Annotated in this window: 13 protein-coding genes; 5 read left to right on the top strand and 8 right to left on the bottom strand. The window is 63.8% G+C overall.

The features are described from left to right. Positions 1-28: 28 nt before the first annotated feature. Positions 29-745 (bottom strand): phosphoglycolate phosphatase, encoded by a 717-nt coding sequence (locus PCA20602_RS17655; RefSeq protein WP_150722352.1) that lies wholly within the window; start codon positions 743-745, stop codon positions 29-31. After that, positions 742-1,422 (bottom strand): ribulose-phosphate 3-epimerase, encoded by a 681-nt coding sequence (rpe, locus tag PCA20602_RS17650; RefSeq protein WP_010808649.1) that lies wholly within the window; start codon positions 1,420-1,422, stop codon positions 742-744. Before rpe ends, PCA20602_RS17655 begins: the two co-directional genes overlap by 4 nt. A gap of 366 nt (positions 1,423-1,788) precedes the next feature. Between rpe and apaG the strand changes: the two genes are divergently transcribed. Then, positions 1,789-2,163 (top strand): Co2+/Mg2+ efflux protein ApaG, encoded by a 375-nt coding sequence (gene apaG / locus PCA20602_RS17645; protein ID WP_039393382.1) that lies wholly within the window; start codon positions 1,789-1,791, stop codon positions 2,161-2,163. 28 nt (positions 2,164-2,191) lie between these two features. Here apaG and PCA20602_RS25690 read toward each other — a convergent pair whose 3' ends face one another. Then, on the bottom strand, positions 2,192-2,449 hold the full coding sequence (locus PCA20602_RS25690) for a hypothetical protein (RefSeq protein ID WP_174981279.1): 258 nt from the start codon (positions 2,447-2,449) through the stop codon (positions 2,192-2,194). Here PCA20602_RS25690 and mltA point away from each other — a divergent pair. Together mltA and PCA20602_RS17635 are read left to right on the top strand one after the other, a co-directional pair. Further along, positions 2,448-3,590 (top strand): murein transglycosylase A, encoded by a 1,143-nt coding sequence (gene mltA, locus PCA20602_RS17640; RefSeq protein WP_425495684.1) that lies wholly within the window; start codon positions 2,448-2,450, stop codon positions 3,588-3,590. The genes PCA20602_RS25690 and mltA overlap by 2 nt on opposite strands. A 250-nt stretch (positions 3,591-3,840) precedes the next feature. Beyond that, the gene (locus PCA20602_RS17635) at positions 3,841-4,626 is read left to right on the top strand and encodes an SDR family NAD(P)-dependent oxidoreductase (RefSeq protein WP_150722351.1); all 786 of its coding nucleotides are present in this window, start codon (positions 3,841-3,843) and stop codon (positions 4,624-4,626) included. A 118-nt stretch (positions 4,627-4,744) separates the two neighbouring features. Here the strand turns inward: PCA20602_RS17635 and paaK are convergent, their stop codons facing one another. The 5 genes from paaK to paaN form a co-directional block, all read right to left on the bottom strand. Then, positions 4,745-6,040, bottom strand: coding sequence for a phenylacetate--CoA ligase PaaK (gene paaK / locus PCA20602_RS17630; protein ID WP_150722350.1), 1,296 nt, complete (start codon positions 6,038-6,040; stop codon positions 4,745-4,747). Between the two features lie 99 nt (positions 6,041-6,139). Further along, positions 6,140-6,598 carry a hydroxyphenylacetyl-CoA thioesterase PaaI gene (paaI, locus tag PCA20602_RS17625; RefSeq protein ID WP_371443114.1) on the bottom strand — a complete coding sequence of 153 codons (459 nt, stop codon included), beginning with the start codon at positions 6,596-6,598 and terminating at the stop codon, positions 6,140-6,142. 161 nt (positions 6,599-6,759) lie between these two features. Next, positions 6,760-7,548: a 2-(1,2-epoxy-1,2-dihydrophenyl)acetyl-CoA isomerase PaaG gene (gene paaG, locus PCA20602_RS17620; protein ID WP_150722349.1), complete on the bottom strand. Its 789-nt coding sequence runs from the start codon at positions 7,546-7,548 to the stop codon at positions 6,760-6,762. A 28-nt stretch (positions 7,549-7,576) separates the two neighbouring features. After that, complete coding sequence (pcaF, locus tag PCA20602_RS17615; RefSeq protein ID WP_150722348.1) at positions 7,577-8,779, bottom strand: 3-oxoadipyl-CoA thiolase; 1,203 nt, start codon at positions 8,777-8,779, stop codon at positions 7,577-7,579. A 192-nt stretch (positions 8,780-8,971) separates the two neighbouring features. Continuing rightward, positions 8,972-10,666, bottom strand: coding sequence for a phenylacetic acid degradation protein PaaN (paaN, locus tag PCA20602_RS17610; protein WP_150722347.1), 1,695 nt, complete (start codon positions 10,664-10,666; stop codon positions 8,972-8,974). Between the two features lie 595 nt (positions 10,667-11,261). Here paaN and PCA20602_RS17605 point away from each other — a divergent pair. Together PCA20602_RS17605 and PCA20602_RS17600 are read left to right on the top strand one after the other, a co-directional pair. Further along, the gene (locus tag PCA20602_RS17605) at positions 11,262-12,038 is read left to right on the top strand and encodes an enoyl-CoA hydratase (RefSeq protein ID WP_069343508.1); all 777 of its coding nucleotides are present in this window, start codon (positions 11,262-11,264) and stop codon (positions 12,036-12,038) included. Positions 12,039-12,122: 84 nt separating this feature from the next. Then, on the top strand, positions 12,123-12,929 hold the full coding sequence (locus PCA20602_RS17600) for a basic amino acid ABC transporter substrate-binding protein (protein ID WP_069343509.1): 807 nt from the start codon (positions 12,123-12,125) through the stop codon (positions 12,927-12,929). Positions 12,930-13,248 lie beyond the last annotated feature (319 nt).

The following is a 13,248-nucleotide window of genomic DNA, read 5'->3' as shown; positions in this document are numbered from 1 at the left end:
CTTGAATGCAGTGTGGAAGACGGCGAATTCAGTTCGCCAGTGCGGACGTCGCCTTGGGCAGGATCGCCCGGGCAGCGCCCAGAATTGAGGCGACTATACCATCCGTGTCGATCGTTTGTATAGATTCGCCATGGTTGTAGCCGTAGGGCACGGTGAGCGAGCGGCAGCCCGCGGCGCGGGCGGCCTGCGCGTCGTTGCCCGAGTCGCCGACGAGCACCGTTTGCGCCGGCGTCACGCCGAACGCTTCGCAGGCTTTGACGAGCGGCATCGGGTCAGGCTTGCGCTTCGGCCACGAATCGCCGCCGTACACCAGATCGAACTGATCGGTGAGACCGTAGTGTTCGAGCAATGCCACGGCGAAGCGATGCTGCTTGTTGGTGATGCACGCGACCGGCAGGCCCGCTTCACGCAAGGCGGCGAGGCCCTCGCGCACTTCCGGGTAGAGCGCCGTGTTCTCGCCATTGACCGATGTGTAGACGGCTTCGTACTTGTCCTGCGCGCGATCGAATAGCGCGTCGATCTCGCTTTCGGGGAAGCGCTCGGCCAGCGTCTTGCGCACCAGATTGGCGGTGCCCTTGCCCACGAACGTCATCAGGCGCTCGACCGGCACGGGCTCGGTGCCGAGGTCGGCCAGCATGGCGTTCAACGCCACACCGAAGTCGCCTGCCGTATCGACGAGCGTGCCGTCGAGGTCGATCAGCACCGCGCGGATGCCGTCCAGTTGGAGATGCGGGTTCTGGATCATGCGACGCTCGCGAGTTGGGCGCGCATCTGGTCGATTACCGCCTTGTAGTCGGGTTTGCCGAAGATGGCCGAACCGGCCACGAACGTGTCGGCACCGGCCGCCGCGATTTCCGCGATGTTGTCGACCTTCACGCCGCCGTCGATTTCCAGGCGGATCTCACGGCCGGTCTCGGCGGTATAAGCGTCGATACGGGCACGCACGGCGCGCAGCTTGTTGAGCGCTTCAGGAATGAACGACTGGCCGCCGAAACCCGGGTTGACGGACATGATCAGCACCATGTCGAGACGGTCCATCACGTGATCCAGGTAGTGCAGCGGGGTGCCCGGGTTGAAGACGAGACCGGCCTTGCAGCCGTTGTCGCGAATCAGGCTGAGCGTGCGGTCCACGTGTTCCGAGGCTTCCGGGTGGAACGTAATGAGGTTTGCGCCGGCCTTGGCGAAATCGGGCACGATGCGGTCGACCGGGCGCACCATCAGGTGCACGTCGATGGGCACGTCCACGTGCGGGCGGATCGCCTCGCAGACCATTGGGCCGATCGTCAGGTTGGGAACGTAATGGTTGTCCATCACGTCGAAGTGAATCCAGTCGGCGCCTGCCGCCACGACGTTACGGACTTCTTCGCCCAGCCGGGCAAAGTCGGCGGACAGGATGCTGGGGGCGATACAGAATTGCGTCATGGCAGGGGCAGGGGGAAAGCGTCAAAAGCGTTATTTTAAAGCTTTCACATGACGCCTGCCCGCAGTCTGTCGGATTGACCTGGTGGCAAGCCTTTCCGTCTTCCCGCGCGCGTACCTGACGGCGCTGTGTCGCCGATGTCGTCCGGGCGTCGGAATACCGCATGCCGTCAGCGATTCGGGGGCCGTTTGCCGGTTGCGACCTGGGGCGACTTGCCGCAGAATGCCTTGCAAAACGGGACAACGCTTGTGTTTTACGCCTGTCACCATGCCGGAGCGCGCCGTGATCCCGCCAGTCTCGGGCCGGGCGCCGACCATCAACAGACCAGAAAGACATCAGAGAGCCAGCATGCGCTACAGGAACATCCGATGAGCCAGTACGAATTTACCGTGACCGTGCGCCCGCAATACCTCCCGGAACAATCGGAACCGGACCGGCGGCAGTTTGCGTTCGCTTACACGATCACGATCCGCAACAGCGGCGAGGTGCCGGCGCAGTTGATTTCGCGCCATTGGGTGATTACCGACGGCGACAACAAGGTGCAGGAAGTGAACGGGCTGGGTGTCGTCGGTCATCAACCGTTCCTTCAGCCCGGCGAACAGTTCGAGTACACGAGCTGGGCGATGGTTGCCACCCCGGTGGGCACCATGCGTGGCGAATACTTCTGTGTGGCCGAAGACGGCACGCGCTTCGAAGCGCCGATCGCCGAATTTGCGCTCACCATGCCGCGCACGCTGCATTGAGTCCGGGCATGCGCGTAACGTCGGAAGGTCAGCGCCGGTCGTCCGACCAGTCTTCCCGCTTGAGCGGATCGTCGGCGGCCTCCGGCTGCCGCGCATCGGAACCGTCGATCGGAGGGATCGAATCGACGGTATCGCTCGGCATCGGGCGGATCGCGCGCATCTGGCGGACACGGCGCGTGGGCGACGGCCTGCGTCGCATGATGACGATAGCGGCGACGATCACGATCGCCAGCAACACCTCCGGCAAGACCAGCAACGCCGGATATTCATCGAACAGATTACTCATGACGCTCTTCCTGAATGTGTTCGGGCGGTGGCGCGCCGGCCGGGGCCTGGCGCTCGCCGCGTTTGCCGCACTGCTCTATGGTTGTTCGAGTGTGCCTCCGTCGACCCCGTCGCGTCCAGGGGTACCGCCGTCGAATGTGGCAACGCCGCCGTCGGGGGCGGGGCGCATGCAGGCCGTTGCTTGGGGCGACGTCGACGGCTGGCAGGATGACTCCCTGATCGGCGCTCGTCTGGCGTTTGCGCAAACCTGCGTGAAACTCGGCCGCCAGACCAAGTGGCAACCGGCCTGTCGCGCGTCGGAACAGCTTGACGACCTCGATGCCGCGTCGGTGCGTCAGTTCTTCGAACAGTACTTTACGCCGTTCCGTATCGCGAACTCCGACGGCACGCAGACAGGCCTGATCACCGGTTACTACGAGCCGCTGCTGCATGGCTCGCGCGTGCGTAGCGGCATCTACCAGACACCGCTCTACAAATGGCCCGCCGGGCGCAAGGCCGGATCGTTGCCCGCGCGTTCGGAATTGATGCGCAGCGGCATGTTGCGCGGATACGAACTGGTTTATGTGGACGACCCCATCGAGGCGTTCTTCCTGCAAGTGCAGGGCTCGGGGCAGGTGTTGCTCGACGATGGCACCGTCATGCGCGTGGGCTACGCCGGCAACAACGATCAGCCGTACAAGTCGATTGGCCGCTGGCTGATCGATCGCGGCGAGATCACGGCCGCGCAAGCGACGATGCAGGGCATTCGCGCATGGGCGCGTGCCAATCCGTCGCGTGTCGATGCGCTGCTCGACGTAAATCCGCGCTTCGTCTTCTTCCGCGAGATGCCCAACCACGGTGTCGGCGGTATCGAAGGGCCGATCGGCGCGTTGGGCGTGCCGCTCACGGCGGAACGCTCGATTGCCGTCGATCCGGCATCGATTCCGCTGGGCAGCCCGGTGTTTCTGTCGACGACCCGCCCGCCGTTCGGCCCGCAAGCCAATTCGCCGATCAACCGTCTGATGTTCGCGCAGGACACCGGCAGCGCGATCAAGGGCGGCGTGCGCGCCGACTTCTTCTGGGGGCTGGGCGACGACGCCGGCGATCTGGCCGGACGCATGCGTCAGAGCGGCAAGATGTGGGTGTTCTTGCCGAACCAGTAACACCTCGGCGAAACGTCGGCATCCGGTGAAAAGCGCGATCGCAGTGTCTTCCTGCGGTCGCGCTTTTTTTGTTCGTGTCGCGCGCCGCGAATTGCCTCAACGTCGTATTGCGTGCGACTTCACACGAGCTTTTCGGTTTTGTCTGGTGATGCTGACGACCGGCCCGCCGCCGATCAGTTGAGGTTTCGTTACGCGTTCATGCGCCGCAGCGAAGGTGCGCCTGAATGAGGTGTGGCATCGAACGCCGGTAATGCGCGAAGTTTCCCGTCACAATGCTGACGCCCATGCCGTGTCGCTGCCCTCGCTGTCGGGGAAGGTGGCGTTCATCACCGGAGGCGGTCGAGGTATCGGCGCGGCCATCGCCCGTCGCTTCGCGCGCGAGGGTGCTGCGGTGTGCATTACCTATGTGACGTCCGCACAGGAGGCGGCGTCGCTAGTCGCCGATATCGAGCGCGAGGGCGGTCGGGCAATGGCGTTGCAGGCGGAAGGCGCCGACATGCAAGCGATCCAGACCGCGATTCGCGCCGCCGCGGAACACTTCGGCAAGATCGACGTTCTGGTGAACAATGCAGGCATGTTGCACGTCGACACCATCGACAAATTCCCTGTCGAAACGATGCAGCGCATGCTGGCCGTGAATGTCGCGGGCGTATTCGTCGCGATTCAGGAATCGATGCGCTTCATGCCCGACGGTGGGCGTGTGATCAATATCGGCAGCATTACCAGCGACTACGTGCCGATCGCTGGCGCGAGCGTGTACGCCACGACCAAAGGCGCGCTGGCGAGCATGACGCGCGCGTTGGCACGAGACCTCGGCACGCGAGGCATCACCGTCAACAACATTCAGCCCGGTCGAATCGACACCGACATGAATCCCGCCGATGGTCCGATGGCCGGACGCCTCAGCGCGTCCATTGCGCTGGGGCACTATGGCGAAGTGGAGGACGTGGCGTCGCTGGCCGCGTTTCTCGCCGGGCCCGAGGCCAAGTTCATTACCGGCGCGAACATGAAGGTCGATGGCGGCACGAGCCTCTGACGTCGACGATGTTGCGGCGCCGGGTGAGCATGGACGTCACGATCGGCCCGGATGGCAACGAAAAAGCCCGCGAATTCGCGGGCTTTTTTCATACGGCGGCTTAGCGTGTGGCGATGGCTCAGCGCGGACGCTTGTCCACTACCCGACGCGCCTTGCCGACCGAACGCTCGATGCCACCGACGGGCTTCACGCGCACGGCGCACGACACGCCGATGAGCGTCTTGATGTCGCGCTTGAGTTCGCTGCCGGCCGATTGCAACGCTGCGGCGTCGTCGCAGCCGACGGCGGCTTCAACGTCCACTGCCATCGTATCCATCGGGCCTTCCTTGTCCAGAATGATCTGGTAGTGCGGGGAGAGCACCGACTGACGCAGCAGCAACTCTTCGATCTGCGAGGGGAAGACGTTCACGCCGCGAATGATCATCATGTCGTCCGAGCGGCCGGTGATCTTCTCCATGCGACGCATCGTGCGCGCCGTACCCGGCAGCAGACGCGTGAGATCGCGCGTGCGGTAGCGGATGATCGGCAGCGCTTCCTTCGTGAGCGAGGTGAACACCAGTTCGCCGAATTCGCCGTCGGGCAGCACTTCGCCGGTCTCCGGATCGATGATTTCGGGATAGAAGTGATCTTCCCAGATGGTCGGGCCGTCCTTCGTCTCGGCGCATTCGCACGCCACGCCCGGGCCCATCACTTCCGACAGACCGTAGATGTCGACGGCGTCGATGCCCATGCGCTTCTCGATGGCCGTGCGCATGTCGTTCGTCCACGGCTCCGCGCCGAAGATGCCGATGCGCAGCGACGACTCGGCCGCCACGATGCCCTGACGCTCAAGCTCGTCCGCAATCGCGAGCATGTAGCTCGGCGTGACCATGATGATGTCCGGCTTGAAGTCCTGAATCAACTGGACCTGCTTCTCGGTCTGACCGCCACCGAACGGAATGACCGTCAGGCCCGCGCGCTCGGCGCCGTAATGCGCCCCGAGACCGCCCGTGAACAGCCCGTACCCGTAGCTGATGTGTACCTTGTCGCCGCGACGCGCGCCCGAAGCGCGGATCGAGCGGGCGACCAGATCGGCCCATGTGCTGATGTCGTTGGCGGTGTAGCCCACGACCGTCGGCTTGCCCGTCGTACCCGAGGATGCATGCACACGCGAGACCTGCTCCATCGGCACCGCGAACATGCCGAAGGGATAGCTGTCGCGCAGATCCTTCTTCGTCGTGAACGGGAACTTGGCCAGGTCGGCCAGCGAAGTCAGATCGTCCGGATGGACGCCGGCTTCTTCGAACTTCCGGCGGTACACCGGCGAGTTCTCATAGGCATGCCGCAACGTCGTCTTCAGACGGTCGAGCTGAAGGGCGCGCAGTTCGTCGAGGCTCGCTTTCTCGATCGGCTCGAGCGGCAGGGCGGTGGTCATGACTGTCTCCTTGGGTCTTGCTTCTTACGCTTGTTACGTTTGGCTTGTTACGGTTGTTTCCCGCATGTCCGTGCCCGGACGCGCGTGTTGCCGGGCATATCAGACAACGCTGCCCTTGATCTGCGCGGACTTGCCGCGGAACATCGCCACCACTTCGCCGGCATTGTTCGTCAAACGGATGTCGTAAATGCCGTGGCGCCCCGAGAGCACCTGCTCCTGCGCTTCGGCGGTGAGCGTGTCGCCGCCCGACACCGGTTTGAGGAATTCGATGCTGCAACCGGCGGCGACGGTAACGACGTTGTAGCTGTTACACGCGAACGCGAAGGTCGAATCCGCCAGCGTGAACATCAGACCGCCATGGCAAATGGCATGGCCGTTGAGGAATTCATCGCGAATGCGCATCGTCATGCGGGCGTAGCCCGGGCGCACTTCCTGCAACTCCATGCCCAGCCACTGGCTTGCGCGGTCTGTGCTGTACATGGCCACGCCCGTGGCGTGGGCAAGTTCTTCCGGGGTCATCTCGCTGACGGCCTTGGCAGCAGTGGAGGTCTGGCTCATCGGGGGCTCCTCGTTGTCTCTTGTCTTGTTATGTCGTCGGTCTCTCGCGCAGCGCGTGGTTTTGGCATCTGATGTGCGTCGTCGCTGCGTTGTTCTGCTTTTTCCCTGGTCCTGCTTTCGGTGCGTGTTGCGTGCCGGGCGTTGCCGGTCAGGTGCTGCGATCAGCGTCCTTCGAACTTCGGTGCCCGCTTTTCCAGAAATGCGTTCACGCCTTCCGCGTAGTCGTAAGACGCCCCCAGCGAGCGCTGTCCATCACGTTCGAGGTCGAGTTGCTGGTCGAGCGTGTGGGTCGTAGACGCGTAGAGCGCGTGCTTGATGGTCGCCAGCGCCTTCGTCGGTTGCGCGGCCAGTTGCGTGGCGAGCTTCTGGGCTTCGGGCAGCAGGGCGTCGTCGTCGACGCAGCGCCAGATCAGGCCCCACTGCTCGGCTTGCTCGGCCGAGAGCTTGTCGCCGAGCATGGCCAGCCCCATCGCGCGGGCCATGCCCACGCGTTGCGGCAGGAACCACGTGCCGCCGGTGTCGGGCACGAGGCCGATCTTCACGAATGCCTGGATGAAGTTGACGGAGGCCCCGGCGAGCACGATGTCGCACGCGAGCGCCAGATTCGCGCCTGCGCCGGCGGCGATACCGTTCACGGCCGCGATCACCGGCATCGGCAGGGCGCGCAGCTTGCGCACAAGCGGATTGAAGTTCTCGTCGATCAGCGCGCCGAGATCCGTCGAGGCGCCCGGCGTGAAATCGAGATCCGCCAGATCCTGACCGGCGCAGAAGCCGCGTCCGGCACCCGTGAGCACGATGGCGCGGGCGCCTTGGGATTGCGCGGCGTCGAGGGCGTCGCGCAGTTCCGCATGCATTTGCCGTGTGAAGCTGTTGAGCTTCTCGGGGCGGTTGAGCGTGATCGTCGCGACGTTGTCTTTGAGCGTCAGTTGAACCGTGGCGGTGGTCGTCATGGCGAGGGCTTCCTTCGGGGATGTGGAATCAGACGCGTTCGATGGCGATGGCGATACCTTGGCCCACGCCGATGCACATCGTGCACAACGCGAAGCGTCCGCCGGTGCGGTGCAACTGATACATCGCCGTGGTCACCAGACGAGCGCCCGACGCGCCCAGCGGGTGGCCCAGCGCGATCGCGCCGCCATTCGGGTTCACGCGCGCATCGTCGTCGGCAATGCCGAGTTGACGCAGCACGGCCAACCCCTGGCTGGCGAAGGCTTCGTTCAGTTCGATGACGTCGAACTGGTCGAGCGTCATGTTCAGTTGCTTGAGCAGCTTGACGGTGGCCGGGGCCGGGCCGATGCCCATGATGCGCGGGGCGACACCGGCCGTGGCCATGCCGAGCACGCGGGCACGCGGGGTAAGACCGTGCAGCCTGGCGGCGCTTTCGCTCGCGAGCAGCAGGGCGCACGAGCCGTCGTTCACGCCCGAAGCGTTGCCTGCGGTGACCGTGCCATCCGGGCGGACCACGCCCTTGAGCTTGCCTAACGCTTCCATGCTCGTGGCGCGCGGGTGCTCGTCATGCTCGACGATGATCGCGTCACCCTTCTTCTGGGCGATGGACACCGGCGTGATTTCCTGAGCGAGCGTGCCGTCGGCCTGCGCGCGGGCAGCCTTTTCCTGACTGCGCAGCGCGAAACGATCCTGATCTTCGCGGTTGATCTTGAAGTCGTCCGCCACGTTCTCGGCCGTCTCCGGCATCGAGTCCACGCCGTACTGCGCCTTCATCAGCGGGTTGATGAAACGCCAGCCGATGGTCGTGTCGAAGATCGCGGCCTGACGCGAGAACGCGCTGTCGGCTTTGCCCATCACGAACGGCGCGCGCGTCATCGACTCTACGCCGCCGGCGATCATCAGACCGGCTTCGCCTGCCTTGATGGCGCGCGCGGCGGTGCCGATGGCGTCCATGCCCGAGCCGCACAGGCGGTTGAGCGTGGCGCCCGGCACGTCGATCGGCAGCTCGGCGAGCAGCGAGGCCATGCGGGCGACGTTGCGGTTGTCTTCACCTGCCTGATTCGCGCAGCCGTAGATGACGTCGTCGATCAGCGTCCAGTCCACGTTCGGGTTGCGCGCCATCAGCGCCTTGAGGGGAATCGCCCCGAGGTTGTCGGCGCGCACGTCTTTCAGTGCACCGCCGTAACGGCCGATGGGGGTGCGGATCGCGTCGCAGATGAAGGCTTCGGTCATGGTGTCTCTTTCCTGTCTTGGCTTTTTGGGCGGGAAGGTCGCTGCCGTCGTCGAGTGGCGCGCAGGCCGCAGTGCGACGATGGGGACGACGGGCGACGGTGAGTGACTATGGTAGTGACTTACCGTCGCGCTGGCGTGAGGAGATTCCCGTCCTCTCTCTATATATAGATGTGACTTAAGACTTGATCAGACTCAAGCGGCGCCGGCTTCGGACCTGGCCGGCACGTGGTGACGGCTTTGCACGACGCGGAAACGGTTCGCAACGAAAGCAGCATCCGCCAGACTGGCGTTCGCAGCCGGGTTGCCGCCCGTGCCGTGGTAGTCGGAGTAGGCCGCCGACTGGTTGACGAACACGCCGCCGGTCAGGTTGAGCGACAGCGCGACACGGCCTTCGATGGCGGCGTCGAGCGCCTGGGCTTCGCCTTCTGCGGTCGTGGTGTAAGCCGACAACGTGAGGGCGCCGTGCTCGGCGGCGGTGCGTCCGGCCAGAGCAAAGGCTTGCGCGCTGTTGTCGACGGCGATCACGAACGTGACCGGGCCGAACCATTCGCGGGTGTAGGTGGCTTCGTCGGCAACATCCAGTGCCACGATCAGCGGGGTGCGCACGCGGGCGTTCGCGAAAGCCGGGTGTTGGAGCGTCTGGCTGTCGAGCACCACGCGGCCGACCTTGCGGGCTTCGTCGATACGGGCGAGCACGCCTTCGTTCTGGATCGCGCCGAGCAGTTCGACGGCCTTGGCCGGGTCGCTGCACGTCTTTTGCACGCTGCCGGCAATGGCGGCGACGACTTCGTCGAACGACACGTTACCTTCCGGCGTCTGAATGCCGTCACGCGGAATGTAGATGTTCTGGGGCGCGGTGCACATCTGGCCCGAATACAGCGCGAGCGAGAAGCCGATGTTGCGGGCCATGCCCTTCAGATCGTCCGTCGAATCGATCACGATCTGGTTCACGCCGGCCTTCTCGGTGTAGACCTGCGCCTGACGGGCATTGGTTTCGAGCCAGTCGCCGTTGGCGGTGCTGCCGGTGAAGTCGATCACGCGCACTTCGCCGCGCTTGGCCAGTTGCTGGACGATCTCGCCGTCGTTCGGATGGGTGGCGGCGAGCGTGACGACGTCCGGATCGAAACCGGCGTCCTTCAAAACGTCACGCGCGATCTTCACGGTGATGGCGAGCGGCAGGATGGCGCCCGGGTGCGGCTTGACGATCACGGCATTGCCGGTCGCGAGGCTGGCGAACAGGCCGGGGTAGCCGTTCCACGTCGGGAACGTGCAGCAGCCGAGCACCAGCGCCACGCCGCGCGGCACGACGGTGTAACGCTTTTCCATCGCCAGTGCCGGGTTCTTGCCCTGCGGCTTTTCCCAGTAGGCGTTGGCGGGAATGCGGCGCAGTTCGTCCCAGGCGTAGGCCACGGCTTCGAGGCCGCGATCCTGTGCGTGCGGGCCGCCGGCCTGGAAGGCCATCATGAACGCCTGACCGGTCGTGTGCATCACGGCGTTGGCCATCTCGAAGCTGCGGGCGTTCAGGCGCTTGAGGATTTCGAGCGAGACACCGACCCAGGCGTCCGGGGTGGCAGCGCGCCACGACTTGTGGGCGTCGCTCACGCGGGCGAGCAGGGTGTCGATCTCGAAACCGGGATAGGTGGTGCCGAGCGCGAAGCCGAACGGCGAGACTTCCTGGCCCGCGCTGCCCGTGCTGCCGCGCTGTTCCAGCGGGAAAGCAGCGTTCAGATATTGTTTGAAGGCGGCTTCGCCGTCGGCTGCGGCCGTCTCGCCATAAGCACGCGGGCTCGGCATTTCCGTGAACGGGCTCCAGTAACCACGCGTGGCGATGGCCTGAAGGGCGCGCTCGAGAGTCTCTTGGTGTTTGGCGAAGAGGGGATGAGTCATGGTCGTGGATCTGTCCGTGTCGGGATGCGGCTGGCGGATTCGCTGTCTGTGCCTGCGGGCAAGTTTGTGGCTCGCGCGGCAAGACGCAGGGGACGGCACCGGTTCGTCTCAATCATGTTTCTCGTCAACATTAATTGACCGACCGGTTGGTTTGTTAATATAGCACCAAATCTTCCGGGCGTGGCGCACGATGACGCCGGGTTTTCCCCGACGGGTGGGCGCGCAGGAGATCGGTAACAGGAGGGGGAGGGCGACGAGTCGGTCGGCGGCCTTCTATATATAGGAATGTTCCGAGCCGCTACGCGCCATATCGCCGCCGGGATGGTGTCTTGACGTGCGCTGCGGTGGCCGATCTGCGTGGCGGAATGACTGATGCGTGGCCTGGGGATCGATGGCATCATGCCTAACCACTGCAGTCGACGCCCGGCAGGCTGCCAACCCTGGCCCGCCGTGTGCGGCGCAGCGCCGTTGCGAACCAATGGCGTGTCCATCGCCTTAACCGTTTTCGGCGGTTGTCCGCGTGCGATGTCTTCGTGCCCGGACAAGCGCCTGCCCCCGAACCACAAGACGAGACTTTGACTGGAGGAGTAAGAGGATGACGTACGAGAACATTCTGGTGGAGACGCGCGGCCGCGTCGGTCTGATCACGCTGAATCGTCCGAAAGCGCTCAATGCGCTGAACGATGCGCTGATGGACGAACTGGGCGCCGCGCTCACCGCATTCGATGCGGACGAGGCCATCGGTTGCATGGTGATCACCGGGAGCGAGAAGGCGTTCGCCGCAGGGGCGGACATCGGCATGATGTCGAAGTACACCTTCGCCGACGTTTTCAAGGGCGACTACATCACGCGCAACTGGGAGACGGTACGCCGCATCCGCAAGCCGGTGATTGCTGCCGTGTCGGGTTTTGCCCTCGGCGGCGGGTGCGAGCTGGCGATGATGTGCGACTTCATCATCGCGGCCGACAACGCGAAGTTCGGTCAGCCGGAAATCAAGCTCGGTGTGATTCCGGGCGCGGGCGGCACGCAGCGTCTGACGCGCGCGGTGTCGAAGGCCAAGGCGATGGACATGTGTCTGACGGCGCGCTTCATGGATGCCGCCGAAGCCGAGCGCGCGGGTCTCGTGTCGCGCATCGTGCCGTTCGAGAAGCTGCTCGACGAGGCGATCGGTGCGGCCAACACCATCTGCGAATTCTCGCTGCCGGTCGTCATGGCGGCCAAGGAATCCGTCAATCGCGCGTTCGAGTCGACGCTCGACGAGGGTGTGCAATTCGAGCGCCGGATGTTCCATTCGCTGTTCGCTCTGGAAGATCAGAAGGAAGGCATGGCAGCGTTCGTGGAGAAGCGCAAGCCGGTTTTCAAGCATCGTTGAAACTGTTGTGAAAAGCCGGGACGGCCTGCCGAGAGGCGGTCGTCCTATGATAGTCTGCCGGTTTTTTCAGCAAGGGACGAAACGATGTCGATGAAACGACGTGCATTTGCGCTGGCCCTGGTGGTGGCCTCGGGGCTGCTGTTGAGTGCCTGCGGGAAGAAGGAAGAAACGGCTGCGGGCCGTTCTGTCGGGCCGGATGGCTCGCAACCTGTGTACGTCGTCGGCTCGGACGCCGCCTATGCGCCGTTCGAATATGAAACCGATAATCGCCAGATCGCCGGCTTCGATATCGATGTGATGAAGGCTGTCGCCGACAAGGCGGGCATCTCCATTCGATTCATCAATACGCCGTTCGAGGGCATCTTCAACTCGCTCGTGCAGGGCGATCGCGACATCCTCATTTCGGCGATCACGATTACGGATGAGCGCAGCAAGCAGATGGACTTCTCGACGCCTTACTTCGAGGCGTCGCAGCTGATCGCCGTGCCGTCGAACTCGACGGTGCAGAAATTCGACGATCTGAAGTCGCTGAAGGTCGGTGTGCAAACGGCGACGACGGGCGACGAAGTGGTTCAGAAGCTGATGGGCAAGAATAATCCGTCGGTGAAGCGCTTCGAAGGCACGCCGCTGGCCATGAAGGAGCTGGAAGCCGGTGGCGTGGATGCGGTGGTCGCAGATAACGGTGTCGTGGTGAACTTCATTGCGAATAATCCGAATGCCAAGCTGCGCACGGTCGCGGATAGCAACTTCCCGAAGGAGTATTACGGCATCGCCGTTCGCAAGGGTGATGCGGAACTGCTTGCCAAGATCAACAAGGGCATCGAGGCGGTCAAGACTGACGGCACCTACGATGCGATCTACGAGCGTTACTTCGGTAAGAAGAAGTCCTGATTTCAGGCGCGACACGGCACCGGCAGGTGCCGTGTGAAATGAAAAAGCCCCGTCGCGACGGGGCTTTTTCATGGGTTTTCAAATTATTTTCACAAAGGGGTTGCCAAGGTTCGGGGTTTTCACTAATATCTCGTCTCTCGCAACGACAGCGACGCAGCGAAAGCAGCGACGAGGTTGAAGCGACGGGCTGAAAAGCCCGGTGGTTAGTGGTTTTGGAGCTTGTGAGTCGCTACGGCGACGAGCGAAAAGAGCGAAAAAAACTGTTGACGACGACGAGAAGCTGCGACATAATCTCACTTCTCTGCTGCTGATGCAGCGA

This window comes from Pandoraea capi (assembly GCF_902459735.1).
Classification (GTDB): Bacteria; Pseudomonadota; Gammaproteobacteria; order Burkholderiales; family Burkholderiaceae; genus Pandoraea; species Pandoraea capi.
Note: the sequence above shows the minus strand (reverse complement) of the source record. Positions and strands in the feature narration are given on the sequence as shown.

Excerpts from the sequence above, each read along its gene's own strand:
- PCA20602_RS17655 (WP_150722352.1), bottom strand. The coding sequence starts at position 745 with ATGATCCAGAACCCGCATCTCCAACTGGACGGCATCCGCGCGGTGCTG.
- rpe (WP_010808649.1), bottom strand. The coding sequence starts at position 1,422 with ATGACGCAATTCTGTATCGCCCCCAGCATCCTGTCCGCCGACTTTGCC.
- apaG (WP_039393382.1), top strand. The coding sequence starts at position 1,789 with ATGAGCCAGTACGAATTTACCGTGACCGTGCGCCCGCAATACCTCCCG.
- mltA (WP_425495684.1), top strand. The coding sequence starts at position 2,448 with ATGACGCTCTTCCTGAATGTGTTCGGGCGGTGGCGCGCCGGCCGGGGC.
- PCA20602_RS25690 (WP_174981279.1), bottom strand. The coding sequence starts at position 2,449 with ATGAGTAATCTGTTCGATGAATATCCGGCGTTGCTGGTCTTGCCGGAG.
- PCA20602_RS17635 (WP_150722351.1), top strand. The coding sequence starts at position 3,841 with ATGCGCGAAGTTTCCCGTCACAATGCTGACGCCCATGCCGTGTCGCTG.
- paaK (WP_150722350.1), bottom strand. The coding sequence starts at position 6,040 with ATGACCACCGCCCTGCCGCTCGAGCCGATCGAGAAAGCGAGCCTCGAC.
- paaI (WP_371443114.1), bottom strand. The coding sequence starts at position 6,598 with ATGAGCCAGACCTCCACTGCTGCCAAGGCCGTCAGCGAGATGACCCCG.
- paaG (WP_150722349.1), bottom strand. The coding sequence starts at position 7,548 with ATGACGACCACCGCCACGGTTCAACTGACGCTCAAAGACAACGTCGCG.
- pcaF (WP_150722348.1), bottom strand. The coding sequence starts at position 8,779 with ATGACCGAAGCCTTCATCTGCGACGCGATCCGCACCCCCATCGGCCGT.
- paaN (WP_150722347.1), bottom strand. The coding sequence starts at position 10,666 with ATGACTCATCCCCTCTTCGCCAAACACCAAGAGACTCTCGAGCGCGCC.
- PCA20602_RS17605 (WP_069343508.1), top strand. The coding sequence starts at position 11,262 with ATGACGTACGAGAACATTCTGGTGGAGACGCGCGGCCGCGTCGGTCTG.
- PCA20602_RS17600 (WP_069343509.1), top strand. The coding sequence starts at position 12,123 with ATGTCGATGAAACGACGTGCATTTGCGCTGGCCCTGGTGGTGGCCTCG.